At 40.8% G+C, this 23802-nt stretch carries 18 protein-coding genes; 10 read left to right on the top strand and 8 right to left on the bottom strand.

Annotated elements, in window-relative coordinates; translation table 11 throughout:
- Nucleotides 1–44: 44 nt before the first annotated feature.
- Both pta and HUK62_RS03935 read left to right on the top strand, forming a co-directional pair.
- Nucleotides 45–2186 carry a phosphate acetyltransferase gene (pta, locus tag HUK62_RS03940; protein WP_058868917.1) on the top strand — a complete coding sequence of 714 codons (2142 nt, stop codon included), beginning with the start codon at nucleotides 45–47 and terminating at the stop codon, nucleotides 2184–2186.
- A gap of 204 nt (nucleotides 2187–2390) precedes the next feature.
- Nucleotides 2391–3401: a hypothetical protein gene (locus tag HUK62_RS03935; protein WP_176537140.1), complete on the top strand. Its 1011-nt coding sequence runs from the start codon at nucleotides 2391–2393 to the stop codon at nucleotides 3399–3401.
- Between the two features lie 55 nt (nucleotides 3402–3456).
- On the opposite strand, the gene HUK62_RS03930 is transcribed toward HUK62_RS03935, so the two are convergent.
- Together HUK62_RS03930 and HUK62_RS03925 are read right to left on the bottom strand one after the other, a co-directional pair.
- Complete coding sequence (locus tag HUK62_RS03930; protein ID WP_176537139.1) at nucleotides 3457–3966, bottom strand: DinB family protein; 510 nt, start codon at nucleotides 3964–3966, stop codon at nucleotides 3457–3459.
- Nucleotides 3967–4075: 109 nt separating this feature from the next.
- Nucleotides 4076–4981: a DMT family transporter gene (locus HUK62_RS03925; protein ID WP_176537138.1), complete on the bottom strand. Its 906-nt coding sequence runs from the start codon at nucleotides 4979–4981 to the stop codon at nucleotides 4076–4078.
- A 179-nt stretch (nucleotides 4982–5160) separates the two neighbouring features.
- On the opposite strand from HUK62_RS03925, the gene HUK62_RS03920 reads away from it, so the two are divergent.
- Nucleotides 5161–6030, top strand: a complete 870-nt coding sequence (locus HUK62_RS03920) for an AraC family transcriptional regulator (RefSeq protein ID WP_176538443.1) — start codon at nucleotides 5161–5163, stop codon at nucleotides 6028–6030.
- Between the two features lie 22 nt (nucleotides 6031–6052).
- On the opposite strand, the gene HUK62_RS03915 is transcribed toward HUK62_RS03920, so the two are convergent.
- Nucleotides 6053–6358 carry a hypothetical protein gene (locus HUK62_RS03915; protein WP_004979064.1) on the bottom strand — a complete coding sequence of 102 codons (306 nt, stop codon included), beginning with the start codon at nucleotides 6356–6358 and terminating at the stop codon, nucleotides 6053–6055.
- A 696-nt stretch (nucleotides 6359–7054) separates the two neighbouring features.
- On the opposite strand from HUK62_RS03915, the gene HUK62_RS03910 reads away from it, so the two are divergent.
- Nucleotides 7055–8581 carry a fumarate hydratase gene (locus HUK62_RS03910; RefSeq protein WP_004692421.1) on the top strand — a complete coding sequence of 509 codons (1527 nt, stop codon included), beginning with the start codon at nucleotides 7055–7057 and terminating at the stop codon, nucleotides 8579–8581.
- A 104-nt stretch (nucleotides 8582–8685) separates the two neighbouring features.
- On the top strand, nucleotides 8686–9234 hold the full coding sequence (locus HUK62_RS03905) for a DUF2059 domain-containing protein (RefSeq protein ID WP_176537137.1): 549 nt from the start codon (nucleotides 8686–8688) through the stop codon (nucleotides 9232–9234).
- Between the two features lie 5 nt (nucleotides 9235–9239).
- On the opposite strand, the gene HUK62_RS03900 is transcribed toward HUK62_RS03905, so the two are convergent.
- The 4 genes from HUK62_RS03900 to tig all read right to left on the bottom strand — a co-directional run bounded on the left by HUK62_RS03900 (nucleotide 9240) and on the right by tig (nucleotide 13584).
- Entirely contained in the window at nucleotides 9240–9956 is a 717-nt protein-coding gene (locus tag HUK62_RS03900; RefSeq protein ID WP_176537136.1) for a DUF2846 domain-containing protein, read from the bottom strand.
- A 158-nt stretch (nucleotides 9957–10114) separates the two neighbouring features.
- Nucleotides 10115–11425, bottom strand: a complete 1311-nt coding sequence (gene clpX, locus HUK62_RS03895) for an ATP-dependent protease ATP-binding subunit ClpX (RefSeq protein ID WP_010325894.1) — start codon at nucleotides 11423–11425, stop codon at nucleotides 10115–10117.
- A 28-nt stretch (nucleotides 11426–11453) separates the two neighbouring features.
- Nucleotides 11454–12059 (bottom strand): ATP-dependent Clp endopeptidase proteolytic subunit ClpP, encoded by a 606-nt coding sequence (clpP, locus tag HUK62_RS03890; RefSeq protein ID WP_004692427.1) that lies wholly within the window; start codon nucleotides 12057–12059, stop codon nucleotides 11454–11456.
- Nucleotides 12060–12252: 193 nt separating this feature from the next.
- Nucleotides 12253–13584, bottom strand: coding sequence for a trigger factor (gene tig / locus HUK62_RS03885; RefSeq protein ID WP_004979052.1), 1332 nt, complete (start codon nucleotides 13582–13584; stop codon nucleotides 12253–12255).
- A gap of 274 nt (nucleotides 13585–13858) precedes the next feature.
- On the opposite strand from tig, the gene HUK62_RS03880 reads away from it, so the two are divergent.
- Nucleotides 13859–16042 (top strand): TonB-dependent receptor, encoded by a 2184-nt coding sequence (locus HUK62_RS03880; protein WP_176537135.1) that lies wholly within the window; start codon nucleotides 13859–13861, stop codon nucleotides 16040–16042.
- 94 nt (nucleotides 16043–16136) lie between these two features.
- On the opposite strand, the gene HUK62_RS03875 is transcribed toward HUK62_RS03880, so the two are convergent.
- Nucleotides 16137–17165 carry a transposase gene (locus HUK62_RS03875; RefSeq protein ID WP_176536921.1) on the bottom strand — a complete coding sequence of 343 codons (1029 nt, stop codon included), beginning with the start codon at nucleotides 17163–17165 and terminating at the stop codon, nucleotides 16137–16139.
- 314 nt (nucleotides 17166–17479) lie between these two features.
- On the opposite strand from HUK62_RS03875, the gene HUK62_RS03870 reads away from it, so the two are divergent.
- The 4 genes from HUK62_RS03870 to leuA all read left to right on the top strand — a co-directional run bounded on the left by HUK62_RS03870 (nucleotide 17480) and on the right by leuA (nucleotide 23767).
- The gene (locus HUK62_RS03870; protein WP_176537134.1) at nucleotides 17480–19756 is read left to right on the top strand and encodes a TonB-dependent siderophore receptor; all 2277 of its coding nucleotides are present in this window, start codon (nucleotides 17480–17482) and stop codon (nucleotides 19754–19756) included.
- A 115-nt stretch (nucleotides 19757–19871) separates the two neighbouring features.
- Complete coding sequence (locus tag HUK62_RS03865; protein ID WP_176537133.1) at nucleotides 19872–20555, top strand: Fe2+-dependent dioxygenase; 684 nt, start codon at nucleotides 19872–19874, stop codon at nucleotides 20553–20555.
- Between the two features lie 49 nt (nucleotides 20556–20604).
- A complete protein-coding gene (locus HUK62_RS03860) occupies nucleotides 20605–21711 on the top strand; it encodes an alpha-hydroxy acid oxidase (protein WP_176537132.1) in 1107 nt (368 codons plus the stop codon).
- 358 nt (nucleotides 21712–22069) lie between these two features.
- Nucleotides 22070–23767: a 2-isopropylmalate synthase gene (gene leuA, locus HUK62_RS03855; protein WP_004979043.1), complete on the top strand. Its 1698-nt coding sequence runs from the start codon at nucleotides 22070–22072 to the stop codon at nucleotides 23765–23767.
- Nucleotides 23768–23802 lie beyond the last annotated feature (35 nt).

Genomic DNA, 23802 nt, shown 5'->3' with positions numbered 1-23802 from the left:
ATTCACTCAAGTCTGTTTTAAATTCTTGTATGACGAATAAATATATGAAAACGATTTTACTTGTGCCCACTGGGGAAGGCGTCGGCTTAACATCCGCTTGTCTGGGTTTGGTTTATGCGCTGGAATGCCAAGGTGTTAAGGCTGGATTTTTAAAACCTTTTTCTCAAGAACTGAGCACGGGTGCAGACCGTACCACAGCGCTCTATCACCATGTTTCAAAAAACGAAACCGTTGAACCGATTAGTTATCACACCATTTTGCAACAACTCAGTGCAGGTGAAAATGATGAGTTGCTTGAAGATGCGGTTCGTTTGCACCGTGCTATTGCGCGTAAGCATGACCTGATTATTGTTGAAGGCTTAGTCCCGAATAGCCGAGATTCTTTTGCTTCTGAACTAAATGCACAACTTGCGCAAGCACTCGATGCCAAAGTCATTATTGTCAGTAATGCAGACATTAACAAGCCAAGCGCGACGGCTGAAAAAGTCGATAGTCAACTACGCTACTTTGGGGGTGCGAGTTCAGAGCGAACTGCGGGTGTGTTATTGATGCGCACCAAAGGCTTGCCCGATGACTCAGCACACATTCCAGTGACGTTTGACCCAAGTCTGCGTTTAATCAGCGATACCAATAAATTTATAATTGAGCTCCAAAAGACCCATCCAAAGCTCGGATCAGACAAACTCCCTGTAATAGGCTTGGTTCCGTTTAGCAACACGCTTAGCGTACCGCGTATGTCGGACTTGGCTTCACACATTCAAGCGGAATGGATCAATCAAGGCGACGCTAACCAACGTCGTGTGTTGCATAGCAGTTTGATTGCATCGAACATTGAGCACGAACTTCATAAGTTTGTCGCAGGCGAGCTGATCATTAGTGCATCAGATCGTATCGATGTGCTTTTGGCATCCAGCTTAGCCAGCAGTAACGGTATTCCACTGGCAGGTTTAGTCCTAACTGAACACCATACACCAAACGAGCAAGTGCTTGCGTTCTGCCAAACAGCGATTAAGCAAGGCTTACCAATTTTACATACAGCGCTCAGCACGTTCGACACGGCGCAGAGCTTAGCCAATCTCAGCAATGAAATTCCGGTCGATGATACGGAACGTGCTGAACAAGTCACTCGTTTTGTTTCGAGCCATATCAATGAAGAATGGTTAACGGCAATGTTGAATGGCTCGTACCAACCTCGTCTCTCGCCTTCGGCTTTCCGCCATGAGTTGGTCCAAAAATCGATTGCTGCGAAAAAGCGGATTGTTCTACCTGAAGGCGATGAGCCACGTACAGTTCAAGCGGCGGCTATTTGCCAATCTCGTGGCATTGCACACTGTATCTTATTGGCAAAACCTGAAGCTGTCGTAGAGGTGGCAAAAGCACGTGGTATTGAGCTTCCACATGACTTAGAAATTATCGATCCAGATTTAATTCGTGAAAACTATGTCGAAAAAATGGTGGAATTGCGTAAAGGCAAACTGAACGAGCTGCAAGCACGTGAACAACTGCAAGACACAGTCGTTCTTGGTACTATGATGTTGGCACTCGATCAGGTCGATGGTTTGGTTTCAGGTGCAATACATACCACAGCCAATACTGTACGCCCAGCCTTCCAACTGATTAAAACAGCGCCTGAGTACTCACTGGTCTCTTCCGTGTTCTTTATGCTGTTACCCGATGAAGTCTATGTTTATGGCGACTGTGCGATTAACCCAGACCCAAATGCCGAAGAGCTCGCTGAAATTGCGATTCAATCGGCTGATTCAGCAAAGGCCTTCGGCTTAGACCCACGTATTGCAATGATTTCATACTCTACGGGTACCTCTGGTGCTGGAGCTGAAGTTGAAAAAGTCGCTGAGGCAACACGTATAGCGAAAGAACGCCGTCCTGATCTGTTGATTGATGGGCCGCTTCAGTACGATGCAGCATCGGTTGAAAGTGTCGGACGCTCGAAAGCACCTGATTCTAAAGTTGCAGGTCGTGCCAATGTGTTTATTTTCCCTGACCTAAACACAGGCAATACGACCTATAAAGCCGTGCAACGCTCTGCCAATGTGGTAAGCGTCGGCCCAATGTTGCAAGGTTTGAACAAACCTGTAAATGATTTGTCTCGTGGGGCTTTGGTGGATGACATCGTGTTTACGATTGCACTCACTGCAATTCAAGCAGAACAGCAAGCAACAGCGTAAAGTAATTTAAGCGGATCAAAACCATCCAACGGAAAAGTTGGGTGGTTTTTTTATTCTATAGCGCTCAACGGTATGACCGAAGCTTAACTTCTATATATTTACGAACATAGCCCAAACACAGATAAAATAGTAAGACTTTACTTTTCAGAAACTTAAGAAATATACTCAAGCGATATAATTAAATCCTAAATCATTGGTCTCATAATGAATAAAACATGGCTTCCAATTCTAATAGTGACAACATTTTCTCTGACAGCATGTAATGAATCTAAGCAGCACCAAACACCGTCAGACTCAACCACAGCATATAAAAACTTAAGAACAGCAAATCCAACTGACATTAAAGCGGATCTTGATGCCCTAGATCAGATTTCGAATAAAAACTCTCAAGCCATTTTGAACGCACAAGATGCACTTAAAGCGGCTCGTCAAAATAAAGAAGTCGATATCATCCCCGCCCTGCTAGAACAACTGAAAACCCATTCTCTTGCGTTTAATACTGCACTAGATGCAACAAACTTCAAAAGCCAAGAAGGTGCTGCGCTACGTGAGAAATTTAAGCAAGTCCATTTACTTGGTGTTGAACTGGCACAAGAAAATACTAAAACTCCACCACAGATGCAGCGTATAACAGCACTTGAAGCAGAAATCAGCGTCATACAACAAAGCTCTATCAGTGAAATGAGAGCCTTACAACACATGATTTACCCTCAACTGAATTCAGGGGCATTAGACAACACGCGACAACAGATAAAATCAGACCCTGAGCTCAATGTTACGGCTCGCACTGCACCGCAGACCACCTCACATCTAAGTCAAGATAATGCTGCAGACATTAAATATGACCTCATCGTTCTTGGAGCTGCATCTCAAACCGCCAAACAAAAGGCTCAAAATTCTTTTATGGGCATCCAGCATGCGATAGACAGTGGTAATAGGAATGCGCTTATGACGGCTGTTAAACAAACCACTACGCGAATTCATGACCTGAATCAAAAATACGATGCTGTGACACTCAAAAGTGCTGAAGTAACAGCGGCTCGTGAAAAGTTGAAAGAAGAAAATAATCTTCAAATTGAAATGGGTAATATCATCCTATCTGCCTCACCAGATCGACAGAGGTTTGCTGAGCTGAATAAGAAATGGGAAAATGCTCAAAAAATGGTTGAGATTGAGATGGAAGCGCTTCGGATTAAAGCCAATACAGCGTCATGATTGGGGCGTCGTATTAGCTCGATTCCATTATTTTACAAAACCAACCGCAGCTCTCTTAAACAGGCAGATTTTCTTCTATCAACATATATACCATATCAATCTCTGGGCATGGATAACCCATTGAAGTTAAAGCCGCTGTCACTTGTCCTCTGTGATGCGTTCCATGGTTAAACACATGCAATAATGTAGCGGCATAGGGCAGACTCATTTCTTGTCCAGCTGATGTTTTGTACTGTAAATCATGTCCAAATTTTTCCACATCAACATGTTTTAAGAAATCTATCCAGTTGTAAGCCCTGCTCTCTAACTCAAACATGAGTTTATCTTTATCCCTTTCTACGATGGTATTTAACTTCAATGTAGGAGATGATTTCGATGAGAACCGAGGAAACCATAGATAATGCTCACCAACAAGCAAGTGATTCAACGTTCCAGAAATACTTTTGAAGAAAAGTCCACATTCAGCATTGAAATCTTCATCAGAGACATTTTTTAAAACTTGGTTTAATTTTTGAGTAGACCACACGTTGTAACGAGCGAATAATTCAAACATTTTTAAATCCATTTATAAAGCCCTACATAAAGTCCTCTAAAATGAGCATAATACAAAGGATGAAAAACACCTAAATCTTTCATTTCTAAGGCAGAATCGCTTTTGATTTTCTTGCGCACACTCAACTTCGCTTCAACATTTGACTCAGTCTAAACTTGGGCGGCTTGATAAAGAAAATTGCATTACCACATAAAATCAAAATCACCCCAATCACCGCATTGATATGCCATTGATACCCTTCCCAGATGGTCGAAATCACCAAAGCCACCAAAGGAAATAACAAAGTACTATAAGCTGCCTTACCTGCCCCAATCCTTCCGACCAAATAGAAGTAGGCGGTAAAGCCAATCACTGAACCAAAAATAGCCAAATACAATAAAGCACTCACTGCACTGAATTCCATAGCAGGGAAAAACTCGTCTTGTTTAAATCCAGCAATCAACGCCATCAGAATTGAACCGTACAACATGCCATAAGCATTGGTGGTAAAAATATCCAGACCTTGTTTTTGATGACGCGCACTGATCATATTGCCCAGTGAAAACCCATAGGTTCCCAACACACAAAGACCAATCCCCATCAGCGTATGATTGTTTAAGGTACTCCCCACCACATCATGCCAAAATAAGGCGATGATCCCCAATCCACCCAACAAAGCCGCAGGATAAAAACGTGTAGACACCTGTTGTCCAAAGAACAGTTTAGCGTTGAGGGTATTAAAAATTACCGCCATCGAAAAAATAACAGCCTCCAAACCGCTGCTGATATATTGAACCGCATAATAGAAACAAACAAAGTTAAAACCAAAAATACAGCATGCTTGCAACATACAAAATAGATGGTCTTTTACAGCCAGCTTTTGCAGTTTTCGGCACAATACAACAAAAGTAAACAACACCAGAGCCGAAATAAAGAAGCGCCAAAATACGGCTACATTGGTCAATATTCCACTTTGTTGTTGCAGACTTATCGCAATCCATGTCGTTCCCCAAATCACCACCACCAAAGCATATAACAGCGCATTCATACTCTTTAAACCAAACTCAAACGACTCACGCTATTGTGCTTGGTTTAGGTTTCTCATTTCTTGCACCTTCTTGTGGTCACTATCATGAACTTGTGGTTTTTTACTGATTTTCTGCTATAGATGACAAAATGAAATCAAAGTCCTACACTGAATCTTCCATTCGGCACTGCGTATAGATGATGAAATATCAGATTCTAGATCAATTACAACAACATAAAGCTCAACTCCTCGACTCGGTCGAATTGGGTTCAGGCATGCAGTTGGCCATGTGGCAAAACAACCAAGACCGCGTCAGTGTTTGTAGTAACCACCATACGCTCAGTATGTATATTCAGGGTGGATATCACAGTTATCAAAAGACAGCTCAAGGTTGGCATAATGGCGGTGGGCCAGATCATATGTGCTTGATGCCACAAAATTTTGAGTCAACATGGGATCTGCGTGACCCTCTGACTTTTGTGCATTTGTACTATACTGAACAACATTTACAACGTGTCGCCGAACAGGTGTGGGATCGTGAGCCGAGCCAAATTATTTTAAATCCGCAAAGTTTCGTGGCCGACCCACAGATTGCTATGATCTATCGACATTTTTTACTCAATGGGGCTTGGCAAAACCGTGAAAATCACTTGCAGATGAGTACTGCCACAACGCTTCTGCTCAACCATCTAATTAAAAATTATAGCCATACCGAATGGCAAGTCCCTGAAGTCAAAGGTGGGCTGTCCCCGTATACTCTGAAGCAATTATTAGAATGGGTTGATCAGCATATTCAGCAAAGCTTGACTCTGTCAGATTTAGCCGAGCAAACTCAGCTCAGTGAATACCATTTTGCCCATATGTTTAAGCAATCCATGCACATGCCACCGCACCAATATGTAATGCAACGTCGACTTGAACTGGCACATCAAGCTTTACAGCACACATCTGCCAATATGACGGACATTTCGGAACAGTATGGATTTAGCTCCAGCAGCCATTTTAGTCATCGCTTTAAAAAGCACTTTGGCTACTCTCCATCCCAAATGCGAAAAAGTGAGAAAAATTAGATCGGATAAACTCACATTCAGCTTATTTATCTAACATCAAAATAAAGCTCATCATTAAACTCGACATTAAAAAACCGAAAAAAGCACTCATCAAATAAGCTTTCCGACGCTCTTGAGCAGATTGGCTCAGGACTTGATGGCGCATTTCCATATGTTGCTTTTCTTCAAAAATCGTCATCTCGACATCGTTTTTAGGCGGAGCTTTTTTCAAAAGCAAAGGCGACATTGCAAGCATCATGCAGTAAAAATTAAATTTAAATATATCTTCGACAATGACATTGCCTGCATGCTTTTGAGCCATTAAATAAAACAGGAAAATAGACCACAAGAAAAAGCATCCGATAAATAGCAAGGCTGAAGTCGAGGAATAGTATTTCATTTTATTTTTTAAGATTTGAAACTTGAATCTTAAGGCGTTAAACAATTTTTAGCTAGTTGAAGATTTGAAGATTTGAAGATTTGAAGATTTGAAGATTTGAAGATTTGAAGATTTGAAGATTTGAAGATTTGAAGATTTGAAGATTTGAAGATTTGAAGATTTGAAGATTTGAAGATTTGAAGATTTGAAGATTTGAAGAGAGCTTAAAACAAAAAAAAGAAGATAAAGCTTAAGCCTGATCTTCTTTTTGACCGTACATCCAAGTCGCTGCGATATATACACAAAAGCCCGCAGCCATCACTAAACCTGTCAACATGTTCGATGTCCTATTGTTTGATGAATGCATTATGCGAAAGTTTTATGACAACTTTATGACAGTGCTGTCATATTTCGAAGATTATTATTTTTACAATAAATTCAAAACCTTAAACAATAAATCATATTTATAATCCAAATTTAGACATGAAATATTTCATTAAATTTAGATATTTTTGTCATATTTACCACCATTTATAACCCCATTTTCTCATCAATTTCGTTCAACTATTAAACTTTCGCCCAAAGCCTTCGCAAAACATCCACAACCTCGGCATTTTGTCTTATAATTTAGCCCGCTAGCTATCAGCCCGCTCAAGAGATATTTGTATGACCACTATTATCAAGCAAGATGATTTGATCACATCGGTCAAAGACGCGCTTCAGTTCATTTCTTACTATCACCCACAAGACTTCATCCAAGCGATGAGCCGTGCATATGATCGTGAAGAGAACAAAGCTGCGAAGGATGCGATCGCACAAATCTTAATTAACTCGCGTATGTGCGCAGAGGGTCACCGCCCAATCTGTCAAGATACAGGTATCGTCAACGTATTCGTTGAAGTGGGCATGGATGTTAAATTTGATTTAACTATGAGCTTAGACGATGCAATCAACGAAGGCGTACGTCAAGGTTACCTAGAAAACTCAAACGTACTGCGTGCTTCTGTATTGGCTGACCCAGCTTTTGGTCGTAAAAATACCAAAGACAACACCCCTGCGGTGATCTATCACAAACTTGTTCCAGGCAACAAAGTGGATATTACCGTTGCGGCAAAAGGTGGCGGTTCAGAAAACAAATCTAAACTGGCTATGTTAAACCCATCTGACTCAATCGTGGATTGGGTACTTAAAACTGTTCCAACTATGGGTGCTGGCTGGTGTCCACCAGGTATGTTGGGTATTGGTATTGGTGGTACTGCTGAAAAAGCCATGATGCTTGCGAAAGAATCGCTCATGGAAGAAATCAACATGGACGAATTACTTCGTCGTGGTCCTGAAAATAAAATCGAAGAACTTCGTATGGAAATCTTCGAAAAAGTAAATGCGTTGGGTATTGGCGCGCAAGGCCTAGGTGGCTTAACCACAGTTCTAGACATTAAAATTAAAGATTACCCATGTCACGCTGCGGGCAAACCAGTGGGCATGATTCCAAACTGCGCAGCGACTCGTCACGCGCACTTCCAACTTGATGGTACAGGTGTTGCACACATTCAAGCACCTAAACTTGAAGACTATCCATCAGTCACTTGGGATTCATCAACCTCTAAACGCGTTGACCTTGACACCATTACCCAAGAAGAAATGAACGCTTGGCAACCAGGCGACACTTTGCTTCTAAACGGTACAATTTATACAGGTCGTGATGCTGCACACAAACGCATGGTAGACATGCTAAACAATGGTGAAGAACTTCCTGTCGACTTAAAAGGTAAATTCATTTACTACGTGGGCCCTGTAGATCCAGTCGGTGATGAAGTGGTTGGTCCTGCTGGCCCAACAACAGCAACACGTATGGACAAGTTCACACGTCAAGTGCTTGAAGCAACCGGCATGTTCGGCATGATCGGTAAAGCGGACCGTGGTCCTGCAGCGGTTGAAGCAATCAAAGACAACAAAGCGACTTACTTGATGGCAGTGGGCGGCGCAGCTTACCTTGTGTCTAAAGCAATTCGTGAAGCTGAAGTGGTTGCTTTTGCTGACTTAGGTATGGAAGCGATTTACAAATTTGTAGTGAAAGACATGCCTGTATCGGTAGCAGTTGATGTGAATGGTACGTCTATTCACGCAACAGCACCAAAAATCTGGCAAGCCAAAATTGGTAAAATTCCAGTAGTCGATGCTGCAGCGGGCTAAAACTTAAGTTTTACTTTTTTGGATACCCTTAACATGCTAAGGTCATGTTAAGGGTATTTTTTTTACCTATTTTTATAGACTTAATCAAAAGATATAGACCAACAATGAAAAAATTAAATCACATCCTTTGCGGTATTACCTTATGTGTCCTCAGCACAGCGTCTTTTGCAAAACCCGCGACCGAAGCATCGGTAGAAAAGGCGCTCAAACTGGGCGATATTAAAGGCACATTAGCTCAATCGCAGCAAGAAATGCGCCCTGTATATGACCAACAAGCCGAAGAAATTATTAAGAATATTTTTAAAACCTCAACACTCAATACTGAACAACAAAAAGCAGCCAAGCAAATCGCTGAAATCACGGCATCATTTAGCAGTAAATTGATTTCAGATCCAAAATTTATGCAAATGCTTAAAAATGTCTATATGCAGACCTTTACCGAAGAGGAAGTGTTGGCCAACATTCAGTTCCTCGAAACGCCTCTAGGCCAGTCTATCAATAAAAAAAGCAGCAAAATGATGAGTGAAATCATGCGTAATAGCATCGCCATGTCTGCTGAAATGATGCAAGATCCAGCTATTCAGCTGGAAATGAATCGTCAAATTGAAAAGACCCTGACACCATTATTTGAACAAGCCAAGAAAGCACAATAGCTCACTTACCAGGTTAAAGGATTCCATAGCTTAAAGGGCTTCATCAGCTGAACATCTTCACTTGGGTCATATTTGGCAGGTTTAAGTTTTTGCGCTTTCTTTCGTAGTTCACCCGTGTGTTGATCTTCCGCCACAAAGTTGTAGCTGTTGGACTTTAATTGGGTAAATGCAATTTCTTGAATCGCAATTTTTTCAGGTATGACCGCCAAAGGCCCCGAAACATCACGGCGTGTGGATAAGTTCTCTTCATCATACTTGATGAAATAAGACTGCCCCGCTTCTACGCTAAAATCGATATATTTCGGCTTTTGAAAATGGTTAATACCCAAAGGCCGACTACTCGATAAGCGATAAGTCCCAGCGGGCAATTCGACCCAATAGTAATGATTGTTCAGCAGGCTTGGAATGCGTTCTTTATTGATAAATAAACTCGACGCCACAATTTCTTGTCGGTTCCATTTTGAGTCTGGACGATACAGATAAACCATCGCCGCTTGTTCATGCTGGGGTTGGACACGCTGAAAACGCTGTCCTAATTTTTGATTGACCCACCCACCTACGCTAAACACCCCAATGCGATACTGCTCAATCATGCCTGGGTCATGTTCAAAATCAACCTCATGACTGAGGGTCGATGTTAGTTCAGGTTGTTCAACTGCGACCTTTCCATGACAACCCAATAAAATTAAACTGCTTAAAAGCGTAATCGTCATTGCACGCATGACTATTCCTCACGGCATTTTTTTATTTTGATACTAAATTTTTAGTTTTAATCTAGGCATCCCAGCCTATTGATGCAGAGTAGCATCCCCTCTTTTTTTTGAATACAAAAAAACGTGTGAAAACACTCGATTTTCACACGTTTCAGATGAATAACAACTTAAGCGGACTTTGAATTAATCACTTTTAAATCAACTTTGGCTGCATCTTTCTGTTCGATTCTTGGTAAACGTTCTGGCTTAAATAATGGTGCAGCCGTGCCGTTAATCACGTCTTCATTCACCACAACCGTACCAACATCGGTACGACTTGGTAAATCGTACATGGTTTCAAGCAGCGTATTTTCCAAAATAGAACGTAAGCCACGTGCACCCGTATTGCGGTCTAAGGCTTTTTTCGCCACAGCGCGTAGTGCTGAGTCTTCAAAAACCAGATCAACATTTTCCATATCAAACAAATGTTGATATTGACGGGTCAATGCATTCTTCGGTTCAGTCAGAATTTGCATCAAAGCTTCTTCGTCTAACTCTTCCAAAGTCGCAATTACAGGTAAACGACCAATAAACTCTGGAATCAGACCAAATTTCACCAAATCTGTCGCTTCAACTTGACGGAACAAATCAGACAATTTCTTGCCTTCATCTTTCTTCTTCACTTCAGCCGTGAAGCCGATTCCACCTTTTTCTTGGCGCTGTTGTACGATTTTCTCAAGACCCGAGAATGCCCCACCACAGATGAACAAGATATTTGAAGTATCAATTTGAATGAATTCTTGCTGCGGATGCTTACGACCACCTTGAGGTGGAATAGAGGCAACCGTACCTTCAATCATTTTCAGTAACGCTTGTTGCACACCTTCACCCGACACATCACGCGTGATCGATGGGTTTTCAGACTTACGGGTAATCTTGTCGATTTCGTCGATATAGATAATACCTTTTTGCGCTTTTTCTACATCGTAGTCTGCTTTTTGTAGAAGCTTTTGTACAATGTTTTCAACATCTTCACCGACATAGCCTGCTTCGGTAAGTGTCGTGGCATCAGCCATAGCAAAAGGAACATCAAGAAGACGGGCCATGGTTTGCGCAAGCAAGGTTTTACCCGAACCCGTTGGTCCTACTAATAAGATATTACTTTTCGCAATTTCAACAGCATCATCGTGTTTATGTCCACCATGTGTCGCTTTAAGGCGTTTATAGTGGTTATAGACAGCAACTGACAAGGTTTTCTTTGCCACATCTTGACCAATGACATATTGATCTAGTGCCGCACGAATCTCGTGAGGTTTAGGCAAGGGTTTTGCAGCCCAGTCACCCGACTCAACTTGTTGACTGGTTTGCACCAAGTCTAAGCATACGTCCACACATTCATTACAGATGTACGCGTCCTCGCCTGCTATCAGTTTCCCAACTTCAGACTGCGTTTTACCGCAAAATGAACAATGCTTTTGTCCTTGAGGATGTTCGGACATATTCACTCCAATTCTAAACTTTTAAAACTTATGGACGTTTAGATAACACTTCGTCCACGAGACCATATTCTTTTGCAGCTTGCGCTGTCATAAAGTTATCACGGTCAGTATCACGTGCCACAGTTTCATAGTCTTGACCACTGTGCTCTGCCATTAAACGGTTTAAACGTTCTTTAATGAACAGAATTTCACGTGCATGAATTTCAATATCAGATGCCTGACCACGGAAACCACCTAACGGTTGATGGATCATGACACGTGCATTTTCAAGGCAATAACGTTTACCCTTTGCACCTGCATTCAGCAAGAAAGCACCCATTGATGCTGCTTGCCCCATACAGTAAGTCACAACATCTGGTTTAATAAATTGCATGGTATCGTAAATCGCCATACCAGCAGTCACCGAACCACCTGGTGAGTTAATGTAAAGATGAATATCTTTATCTGGGTTTTCCGCTTCTAAAAACAACATTTGCGCGACAATCAAATTCGCCATGTTATCTTCAACTTCACCAGTCATAAAAATGACGCGTTCACGCAAAAGACGTGAATAAATGTCAAATGAACGTTCACCGCGAGATGACTGTTCTACAACCATTGGAACTAAGGCATTATCGATAGTTGGAATATACATACGTTTACTTATTCCTAAATTTTTTGTTACTCAACTCATAGTCACAATATGAGGGATAATTGCTGAAAATGCAAAATATTCTCAAGTAAATAACAGATATTTTTTGCATAAGCTTTATGAACGCAAGGCCTTTTAAAAAAACCAGATCACAATAAAAAAGGCGCTCAAAGCGCCTTTTTTACTTTAGCTAAACTTAGCCTTGTTGACGAGCTTGTTGCTCTTTCAATAAATCTTCGTAGCTTACAGCAGTATCTGTTACTTTAGCAGACGCTAAGATGTGATCAACCACTTGGTCTTCTAACACAACAGCTTCGATTTGCGAACGTTGTTGTTTGTCATTTTTGAAGTATTCGATCACTTCAGCTGGATCTTCATAAGAAGAAGCCATGTCTTCGATGTAAGCATCAACACGTGCTTGATCTACTTCAATTTTAGCATCAGCTAAAACTTTGCTTACCAGTACGCCTAATTTTACAGATTTTTCAGCTTGTTCTTTGAACAATTCATCTGGAAGCATGCTTGAGTCAAATGCTTTCGCACCTTGAGCACCAAATTGCTGAGTGAACTGTTGGATCATTTGTTGACGTTGACGGTCAACTTCTTGAGCAACCATAGACGCAGGAAGTTCAACTTCGTTTGCAGCTACAAGCGCATCAAAAGCCGCACCTTTCACTTGATTACGCAAACCATTTTTCACTTCACGTTCCATGTTTTTACGAACGTCAGCTTTTAATTTCTCAATGCCTTCTTCTTCAGTTAAACCGAAGATTTTAAGGAATTCAGCATCAACTTCTGGAAGTTTTTGTTTTTCAACAAGCTTCACAGTAATTTTGAATTGAGCTGATTTGCCAGCAAGGTTTTCAGCTTGGTAGTCTTCAGGGAAAGTTACATCAATCACTTTCTCTTCACCTTTCTTCATACCAACGATGCCGTCTTCGAAGCCAGGGATCATACGACCTGAACCTAAAACAAGTTTAAAGTCTTCTGCAGAACCGCCTTCAAACTTTTCACCGTCTACTGAACCTTCAAAGTCGAAAGTGACTTGCATGTCTTTTTTAGCCATGCCTTTCGTTTCAGCCCAAGAAGCACGTTGCTTCTGAAGGTTTTCGATCATTTGATCAACATCTTTGTCGTTTACTTCAGACGCTTTACGTTCAACTTCTAAACCATCAAACTTCACGTTAACTTCTGGATAAACTTCAACAGTCGCTTCGTATACAAGCGCGTCGTCTTTTAATTCGGATTTTTCAATGTTTGGCATGCCAACAGCATTGATTTTTTCTTGTTGGATCGCTTCAAATACTGTGTCACGAATTATGTCGCTTACGACTTCTTGGTAGATACCCGCGCCATATTCACGACGAACAACATTTACTGGCACTTTACCTGGACGGAAGCCGTTGATCTTCACAGTTTTAGCAGTGCGTTTTAAGCGAGCTTCGAACTGCTCGTTAACACGGCTCGTCGGTACAGATACATTTAAACGACGGGTAACACCCGAAACCGCTTCAGAAGTTACTTGCATGGCTTCCTCAATCTTTTGGTAAGAACAATTTTAAAAAGTGCCACATTATATGACAACATTGAACGATATACAAAACACCCGATTGAAACCACATATTTTTTTCTTCATTTATCGTTTTTTATTTTGAATATTTTTAAATCGCTACTTAATTAAGCGCAAAGTATTATATTTTTTATGTCTTTTTGTTGCAAATGATAAATATTACCATTAATATTTGCAACAACTTTGATCGCTTTTTTCAATTTTTTTCTCGTCCATCATTGGAACTCTAGTTATGAGTAAGTTTAATCTACACCCTCTTTCATTGGCATTGCTTGGGGCAATCACCACTCCTGTTTTCGCAGAAACAACAACTGAAGACTCATCTACCCATCAGCTTTCCACCATTGTGATTTCAGCTGCGGGTTTTGAGCAAGATATTAAAAAAGCACCTGCTACAATGACGGTCATTACAGCAGAAGATTTAAAAAATAAACGTATTAATTCGATTGCCGATGCCTTAAGCGATATAGAAGGCGTTGATATTAGTCCCACAGCAGGAAAAACAGGTGGTCTGAATATTCGTATTCGTGGAATGGATTCAGAATATACACTCGTTCTAATTGATGGTCGCCGTCAAAACAGCACTGGTGACATTACTCCAAATGGATTTGGCGAATCAAACAACAGTTTTATCCCTCCAATATCTGCGATTGAACGTATTGAAGTCATACGCGGCCCTGCATCAACATTATATGGCTCTGATGCCATCGGTGGTGTAGTCAACATTATTACTAAAAAAGTTTCAAATGAATGGACTGGAGCAGTCACTTTAGAAGGAACATTACTCCCTAATAGTTCTGATTTCGGGAATCAACGCTCTGTAGATGCATATGTTACTGGTCCACTTATTCCAAACCTCCTTGGTATTCAATTAAGGGGCCGCAAAGCTGAACGAGATCAATCAAGCGTAATTCGTAGCGATGATGAAGGTACTGAAACAGAACTAACTCAGGGACAAAACCCAACCAAATCAGACTTAGAAAATATTGGTGTTCGCTTAACTTTAACACCAACGGATCAACACGATATTTCTGCGGAATATGAACAGACAGATCAATGGTATGACAACTCTAAAGGACAATTAGGCACTTTAGGTGCAAACGGCGGTTATGATAAGTCCCAAGAATATAATCGTGAAAAAATGATTCTTTCGCATACATGGCGCAGTAATATCGGCACTCTTGAGTCTAGTCTCGCAAATACTCAAACAGAAACTGTAGGTCGCTTAATTCCGGCTCGCGCGCAAAATATGTCTCAGGCAATAACACCACGTTTGCTTGAAAGCGAAGATACTATTTTCGATACCAAGTTTACGACTAATTATATTAATGGTCATAACATTACTTTAGGGGGGCAATGGTGGGATGCAAGTATTCGTGATGGACTTCGTGTTCGAAAAGAAGTTTCTTTTGAGCAATTAGGACTATTCGCTGAAGATACATGGTCACTTAATGATAGTTTGGCATTAACCTTGGGTTTACGTTATGACAATCATGATACTTTTGGGGATTTTTGGACGCCGCGTGCTTATTTAGTCTGGAATGCAAATGATAACTGGACATTTAAAGGTGGCTACTCTGAAGGCTACAAAGCGCCTCGATTAGAACGCCTAACCACAGGTATTTATAATGTTAGTGGTCAAGGCCGCACACCAGTTTTCGGTAATCCTGATTTAAAACCTGAAACCAGTAAAAATTTAGAACTAGGTACGTATTTTACAAATAACTCTAATTTTGACTTTAATATCACAGGTTTTTTTAGTGAAATTGAAGACAAAATTATGACGGGTAATGCTGAGTTACGTTGTAATACTGATACGAATAAACAGCAATGTGAAGACTATATGCTTTCCGTTGGAACGCCTTGGACAATGGACTATAACCGAGGTGCTCCAGATACGTGGAACGTTACGCGCCCAATCAATGCCGAAGAAGCTGAAGTTTATGGTATTGAAACTGGTCTAAATTGGGAGTTTGCAGAAAACTGGAAACTAGGCCTCAATTATACTTGGACCGAGACGGAAATTAAGGATAAACAACTTAATAACCCTGTTCTAAATGATACACCAAAGCATATGGCAAACGCCTCTTTGAAATGGCAAGCTGCCGATTTCGTCAATTTATGGGCACGTGGTGAATATCGTAGTGAACGTGCACGTTTTACGTCAAATTACGAGAATCTAACTGCAGCTAACCAAGCTGTTTATGATGCTTTAGGAGATTATAAGGCATATACACTGTTCCATATTGGTTCAAACTTTATCGTTAATGATAACTGGGACGTCGGTGTGGCTTTATACAATGTCTTTGACAAAGACTTCAATGATTATGAAAAAATAGGGACAGGCTACTACAATCGTTATAGCAATACCCAAGAAGGACGACGTGTTCAGCTAAGTACGACCTTTAAGTTCTAAGCTGCATCCAAAACCCTGCTCCGGCAGGGTTTTCTTCATACATACCAAATATAGATCCAACACAATTTCTACATATTCTAGGACTTACGCAGTATTATTTATAGATTCTCTGTGGTAGCAGATGATTTTTATCGAGAATAAAGTCATCAATGAAGTTTTTGATCATTGGTCTAAATAACTTCTTCTGCCAACGATATACATTTTCAAAGATCCGCTCAAACTGGTTCTTTTGTATCTCAACGTAGGCCATCAAGGCTGAAAAAATATGATTCGAAATCAGTTTAGATCGTCTTACTTGAAACTTTTCAATATGACAAACCTGTTTAATCACTCGGTGATATTGTTCTATTTTCCAATGACTTGAATGTAATTCATGAAAACCCTCAAAGGACAATAAATCATCTTCATCTTGATGCACAATATAAAACCTCTGCTGTTCTTTTAACTGAGTCTTAAATAATTGTACAAAGCCAAAATCTTTAAGCCAGACCACTTGACCCTGATGGAAATTCGGCAATAAACGCAGTTGAAACCATTGTCCTTTTTCTGGGGAAACCTTACGGTTACAGTCGATACCAAACATAAATCGAATACCATATTTTCTTATGGTTTTTAGATTTGCAGTCGATGAATACCAACTATCACCTGTAATAAATTGAATCTTTGCACCCCAACTGAGTACTTCACTTAACATATCCATAAAGTAATCATTCTTGGTTTTACTTTCAGATTTGTCATAAATTCGGAAATTAATTGGAATATTTTGACCATTTTGATCTGTCGCATACAAGGTAATGAGATTAATACCCTTGACGGATCGGTGGTGTTTGCCTGACCAAAAATAGCTAACCAAGTCCATATGCTGACTATACGGTTTATCTAAAACAGTATCATCAATACTGACTATAAGTTTATTATTATCAATATGTTGAATTGCTTCTTGATATAGGTCGTGAGGTGTGTAGTCTTCACGCTCTAGAAAGCGATTTACACTATCATGCGAGATGTTATAAGTCTCGGCAAGTTGTGTGCAGCTAATAGAGTTCGGTTCTGTCATGAGAAAGCCCATATAAATGGGTAGTGTACAAGTTGCTGTAGAAGCATTTTTAATTCGTCTGATCACAGATACTTTATAAAGTATTTTAATACTTTTTTGAATCCGTCAATGCGTAAGTCCTATATTCTTTTGAGATACGCCTTTAAAATTGGCTTGCAAAAAGTAAATTCTAAATTCCAATAACATTATAAAAATATAATCTAATTTTCCAATTTAAATAAAAATCAAAAACTTACAACAAATTCATTACATTATTACATTTATTTTTTCTACACAAATATATCTAAGCATCGACAATTCCAATGTAATAGTTATGCTACAAAAAAATAAGAATCATTATTATTCGCATACTAATTTACAACGCTAGAACTAGATTCGTTATGGCCTTCATCAAAACACGTAAAAAGCTGGTTTCTTCAGCAATCGCTTCAACACTCTCTGTGGTTGCAGTCAATGCTGTTGCGCAAGATCAAATCGCGCAATTAGAAACAATTCACACGGAAGCGGCAGCAGAACAAAGTTTGAAAGTAGACAAATCTGCAAACAGCAAGTTCGTTGCTCCCCTACTCGACACACCAAAGTCAGTGTCTGTTATTTCTAAACAGTTGATTGAAGACACTCAAGTTACAACTTTAAGCGATGCTTTACGCACAGTGCCTGGTATCACACTTGGTGCAGGTGAAGGTGGTAACCCAAATGGTGACCGTCCATTTATCCGTGGTTATAACTCTGAAAGTTCAATGTACGTAGACGGTGTACGTAACTCTACTTCTCAAAACCGTGAAATGTTTGCAATTGAGCAAGTTGAAATTACTAAAGGTTCTGCATCTGCTATGGGCGGTGCAGGTACAACTGGTGGTAGCATCAACATGATTTCTAAAGTTGCAAAAAAAGGTGACTTTTTAGAAGGTTCTGTTGGTGCAGGAACGGATGATTACCAACGTATTACTTTAGATGGTAACAAAGATTTTGGTAATGGTATTGCTGCTCGTGTTGCCGTAATGGGTCACCACAACGACAAAGCGGGTCAAGAAGATGGTACTGAATATGCACGTGCAGGTATTGCGCCAAGTATTACTTTTGGTCTAGACAGCGACACGCGTGCGACTTTAATCTACTACTACCTCAAAACTGATGACACCCCTGATTCAGGCATTCCATATAACAACCCTTTTGCAGCCACAAATGCAAAAGCGGGTCTAAATGGTAATGGTAAGCCTATTGATGTTGAACAAGGCATGTATTATGGCTGGAAAGATCGTGATTTCCAAAAACAAGAAAATCAATCAGGAACGATCAAGCTTGAACATGATCTTACTGATAATTTAACCATTAGTAATACTGCTGTTTATAACAAATCTAAAAATGACTACCTTTGGACAAATCCAGATGATTCAAAAGGTAACTTTTATAGTGCTACAGGGGCTTTAACAGGAAATGTTTGGGCACGTACAAACTCACGTGTCGCCGATACTGATACATTTACAGACCAATTGGCTTTAACAGGTAAATTTAATACAGGTCGCTTAAAGCACAACTTTAACCTAGGTGCTGAGTACTCAGACCAAGAAACTGATCGTACCCAATATATTATTGATGGTTTGACCTCGACAGGTGCTGCGAATAGCTCATGTAATGCAGCTGCTATTGCTTCAGGCTGGTGTACTTCTGTACAAAATCCTAATCGTGGTCCATGGACAGGCAGCATCAGCACCGAAGGCGCTGACCGCTATAACATTGAAAATAAAAACAAATCAGTTTACTTTCTAGACAGTATTGAATTTAGCCCTCAATGGATTTTAGATTTAGGTCTTCGTTGGGATGATTATTCTGCGAAGCAGACCATGACGTATGGCGCACGTAATAGTGCTGTTATTGCAAACCCACCAACAGCAAAAGCTGGCGATAAAGTAACGATTAAAAACGACTCTGATTTTGTCAATTACCAAGTCGGCTTAGTCTACAAACCAGTCGAAAATGGCTCGATCTATGCAAGTTATGCAACCTCATCAAATCCAGTCGGTGTGGATGGTGGTGATGGTTCAGAAGGTATTACAGCAGCTATTCAGAACTTAAAACCTGAAGAAGTCCGTACTATGGAACTGGGAACTAAATGGGATGTCTTGAATGACAAACTTAATTTAACTGCAGCCATTTTCCGTACTGAAAAAACCAATACACGTGCAACAGCTGATGACGGTACAACCAAAAATATTGGTGAAACACGTGTCGATGGTTTTGAATTGGGTGTAAACGGTAATATCACTGAAAAATGGGCGTTATCTGCTGGTTATACCTATTTGGATAGCGAATTAGTGGATGATGGCACTGGTTTAAATGACGGTAAGCAAGTTCAAAACGTTGCTAAGAACTCTGCGACACTTTGGACCACTTACCAAGTCATGCCACAGTTGACTTTAGGTGCTGGCGCAATTGCGATGGACAAAGTCTATGGCAATGCTGCAAATACCAAATGGGTACCAGGCTACGTTCGCTACGATGCTATGGCACGTTACAACGTAAACAAAAATGTTGACCTTCAGTTAAATGTCAACAACTTGGCTGATACACGCTACTTCACTAAAGCATATTCATCTCACTATGCAACTGAAGCCGAAGGTCGTAGCGCAGTACTGTCTCTAAACTTCAAATACTAAGGTTATAACTAAAATCTCTCTTCATCCTGAGATTTGATAAAATAGCCTCTCATTGAGGCTATTTTTATATATGCTTAAAGACTAAATAGATCTTTCATTTTCAGCAGGTCGTGTTGTGATCCATCATATTCCCAATGTTTTAAACAAAGAACAGGTACAATACTTTCGCAGTGAAATGACAAAAGTCGAGTGGGTTGATGGTAAAAAAACCACAGGATCACTCTCAAAAAATGTAAAACAAAATCAACAGCTACCTGAAGCTCACCCTCTCACGCAACACTTAGGTAATATCATCCTAGAAGCACTTGGACAACATCCACTCTTTATATCCGCTGCCCTACCTTTAGATATTTTGCCACCGTATTTTAACCGCTATGAACAAGGCGAAACTTTTGGCTTCCATGTAGACAATGCTATTCGCTGGGTAGCCGGAAGCAAAGATCGGATTCGTACCGATGTATCCTGCACTATTTTCCTAAGCGAACCTGACGAATATGAGGGTGGCGATTTGGTGGTAGAAGACACCTATGGTTATCATGAAGTAAAACTACCTGCGGGAGATATGATTTTATATCCATCTACCAGCGTGCATGAGGTAACACCAGTGACCTCGGGCTGCCGTGTTGCGTCGTTCTTTTGGGTTCAAAGTATGATTCGAGATGATGCTGACCGTCATATCTTATTTAATCTTGATCAAACCATTCAGAACCTACGTGTACAACTCGGTGATCAACATCAGGAAGTGGTCAAGCTCACCAGTCTGTATCATAACCTGATGCGCAAATGGGCTGAACTGTAAAACAATAATCCCAGCTCAACGTTAACTACTGTAGTAACTGGACCGTTCCATGACATCAAAAACTGTTTTGCCACCACTCACCCAAATTCCTGCCTCATTACAAACGATTGCAGACTATGAAATTGAGGCAGAAAAGCATCTGCCTGAGATGGTCTGGCACTATTTGCAAGGTGGTGCTATGGATGAAATCAGTGTTCGAAATAACCTCGCTCAGTTCCAAAACCTGCACTTGATACCACGCATGTTAAGAGATCTCACTCACGGCAATACGAGCTGTGAAATCTTAGGACAAAGCTTTCCACATCCTATTTTTGTTGCACCGATTGGTCATCAACAGCAGTTTCATCCTGACGCAGAAGCTGCAACCGCGTTGGCGGCTGAAGTACTCGGCAGTAATATGATTTTGAGTACTTTTACCAATACCGATATGCGCACATTCAAATCAGAGAATCCCTACAAATGGTTTCAACTGTACTGGCAAGGTGACCGCGATAAATCTTTGGCTTTGCTTAAACTTGCTGAGGGACAAAATTTCACCGCCATTGTCATCACTGTAGACTCACCACATACAGGGATTCGTGACCGTGAACGTCGTGCATTTTTTCACTTACCTGAAGGCATGCAACACCCACATACCCCTGCTCATATTCCGCTACCTGAACTGCAAGAAGGTGATCATCCCGTGTTTAATGGCCTAATGAAAATTGCCCCTACATGGGAAGATATCGCGTGGATAGTTCAACAGACTGATTTACCCATTCTGTTAAAAGGCATCGTCAGTCCACTCGATGCGCAACTGGCTATTCAACACGGCGTACAAGGCTTAATTGTGTCTAACCACGGCGGTCGTGTTTTAGATACCTGTATTCCTCCACTCAAAGCCTTGCAACTCATCAAAAAAGCCGTTCCGCATGACTTCCCTCTTTTATATGATGGGGGTGTGCGTCGCGGCTCAGATGTGTTTAAGGCGATTGCCTTGGGAGCTTCCGCGGTTTTAGTTGGGCGACCATGTATTTATGGTCTTGCCACTGCGGGTGCCTTGGGCGTTGCCCATGTGCTTAAAATCTTAAAAGAAGAGTTTGAGATCACCATGGCGTTGATGGGCACTGCAACACTTGCAGATATACAGCCCGATATGGTCATAGAGTTCTCATAACCTCTTCAACAAAGCGAATGAAATGAATCAAATTCGTAAAATAAAGAAATAGATCAAACACATCTCAAAAATACACGGAAATATTTCCCCTAAATATCAAATTAAAGGGAAATATTTTTTCAGATACGACTAAAAGCCATAAAAAAAGAAAAATCTTTTCGACCGAACTGGATTAAACTCTTAAATATAACGTTACAAGGTTACTCACGGTAAATCTAAGTCGTATCAAATATTTACGTTTACAAACACCCTGAAGACTCCCTTGTAAATAGAGACCATAGACACAATCTATATTCAGTAGTAGGTTGCTTTTTATTACCCACTCAAATGCAACCCGTACTATGTAAGGAGTTACCTCATGATGTTGGCTGATCCAAGTAAAAAATATCGTCGCATGTATCAACGTGTTGACTTGCCAGACCGTCAATGGCCAAACAACGAAATTACAAAAGCGCCTATTTGGATGAGTACTGACCTGCGTGATGGTAACCAAGCGATTTTTGAACCGATGGACATGGAACAAAAATTTAAAATGTTCCAAATGTTGGTGAAAATTGGATTCAAGAATATTGAAATCGGTTTCCCTTCAGCATCTCAAATTGACTTTGACTTTACCCGTAAATTAATCGAAGAAAATCACATTCCAGATGATGTGTATATCGAAGTTTTAGTTCAAGCACGTGATCATTTGATCCAGCGTACTTTTGAGTCTTTAGCGGGCGCAAAACGTGCCATCGTACATATTTATAATTCAAATGCTCCAACTTTCCGCCAAAAAGTCTTAAATGTCGATGTTGCAGGTGCGAAGCAATTAGCAGTCAATGCAGCGAGCAAAGTTAAAGAATATGCAGCGCAATATCCGGAAACGGAATGGGTGTTCCAGTACAGCCCAGAGTGTTTCTCTGCAACCGAATTAGAAGTTGCAAAAGATGTGTGTGATGCAGTTACCGAAATTTGGGAAGCATCGCCAACCAATAAAGTGATTTTAAACTTACCTGCTACGGTTGAAGTTTCAACACCGAATGTTTATGCAGACCAAGTTGAATGGATGCACCGCAACATCGCTCGTCGTGATGGCGTGATTATTTCTGTGCACTGTCACAACGATCGTGGCTGCGGGATTGCTGCCTCAGAATTGGCGATTATGGCCGGTGCAGACCGTGTCGAAGGCTGTGTGTTTGGTAATGGCGAACGTACAGGTAACGTCGACGTCGCTGCGATTGCTTTGAATATGTACTCTCAAGGTGTTGCGCCAAACTTAGATTTTTCAAATATCAATGAAATCATTGCAACGGTAGAAGAATGTACAGGTTTGCCTGTTCACCCTCGCCACCCTTATGCAGGCGACTTGGTCTTCACCGCATTTTCTGGTTCGCATCAAGATGCCATTAAAAAAGGGTTTGAGTTCCAAAAGAACGAAGAAATTTGGGATATGCCATACTTACCAATCGACCCGAAAGACTTGGGCCGCGACTATGATGCTGTGATTCGCGTCAACTCACAGTCAGGTAAAGGTGGTATTGCTTACTTGTTGGAAGCAAATTACAACGTAGTATTGCCACGTCGTATCCAAATTGAATTCTCTCAAACCGTACAAAAACGTACCGATGAAGAAGGCACTGAAATTACCGCACAAGAAATTTGGAAATTGTTCAAAGAAACTTATGTGGACACCAAGGATACGCATTACTCGACTAAAAACTACCGTTTGTATGACAACAACGGCAAACAAGTGGTTGAGCTTGAAGTTGAAGTGAATGGTGAAACGCAGCAATTACGTGGCGAAGGCAATGGTCCAATTTCTGCGATGTTGGATGCTTTACAGTTACCAATTGATGTCTTGAGCTACGAAGAGCGTGGTATTAGCTCTGGGGCAAATGCTAAAGCCTTGGCTTTGGTTGAATTACAAGTCAAAGGAACCGGCAAATCAGCCTTCGGTGCAGGTATTCATGACAACATTGTGACCTCATCGATTGAAGCGATTATTGCGTGTACCAACCGCTTAATTGATCAAGGTGTGTTAAGCACAGATCAAGTGATTGCTGCTGCGGTATAAGTATTAGCAATAATAATTAGCACTAAAATGACTTT

The organism is Acinetobacter sp. NEB 394 (assembly GCF_013374795.1).
GTDB classification, from domain to species: Bacteria; Pseudomonadota; Gammaproteobacteria; order Pseudomonadales; family Moraxellaceae; genus Acinetobacter; species Acinetobacter johnsonii.
This window is presented reverse-complemented; position numbering and strand designations above follow the sequence as displayed.

Coding starts and splice junctions, on each gene's coding strand:
- pta (WP_058868917.1), top strand. CDS start 45: ATGAAAACGATTTTACTTGTGCCCACTGGGGAAGGCGTCGGCTTAACA.
- HUK62_RS03935 (WP_176537140.1), top strand. CDS start 2,391: ATGAATAAAACATGGCTTCCAATTCTAATAGTGACAACATTTTCTCTG.
- HUK62_RS03930 (WP_176537139.1), bottom strand. CDS start 3,966: ATGGATTTAAAAATGTTTGAATTATTCGCTCGTTACAACGTGTGGTCT.
- HUK62_RS03925 (WP_176537138.1), bottom strand. CDS start 4,981: ATGAATGCGCTGTTATATGCTTTGGTGGTGGTGATTTGGGGAACGACA.
- HUK62_RS03920 (WP_176538443.1), top strand. CDS start 5,161: ATGAAATATCAGATTCTAGATCAATTACAACAACATAAAGCTCAACTC.
- HUK62_RS03910 (WP_004692421.1), top strand. CDS start 7,055: ATGACCACTATTATCAAGCAAGATGATTTGATCACATCGGTCAAAGAC.
- HUK62_RS03905 (WP_176537137.1), top strand. CDS start 8,686: ATGAAAAAATTAAATCACATCCTTTGCGGTATTACCTTATGTGTCCTC.
- HUK62_RS03900 (WP_176537136.1), bottom strand. CDS start 9,956: ATGCGTGCAATGACGATTACGCTTTTAAGCAGTTTAATTTTATTGGGT.
- clpX (WP_010325894.1), bottom strand. CDS start 11,425: ATGTCCGAACATCCTCAAGGACAAAAGCATTGTTCATTTTGCGGTAAA.
- clpP (WP_004692427.1), bottom strand. CDS start 12,059: ATGTATATTCCAACTATCGATAATGCCTTAGTTCCAATGGTTGTAGAA.
- tig (WP_004979052.1), bottom strand. CDS start 13,584: ATGCAAGTAACTTCTGAAGCGGTTTCGGGTGTTACCCGTCGTTTAAAT.
- HUK62_RS03880 (WP_176537135.1), top strand. CDS start 13,859: ATGAGTAAGTTTAATCTACACCCTCTTTCATTGGCATTGCTTGGGGCA.
- HUK62_RS03870 (WP_176537134.1), top strand. CDS start 17,480: ATGGCCTTCATCAAAACACGTAAAAAGCTGGTTTCTTCAGCAATCGCT.
- HUK62_RS03860 (WP_176537132.1), top strand. CDS start 20,605: ATGACATCAAAAACTGTTTTGCCACCACTCACCCAAATTCCTGCCTCA.
- leuA (WP_004979043.1), top strand. CDS start 22,070: ATGATGTTGGCTGATCCAAGTAAAAAATATCGTCGCATGTATCAACGT.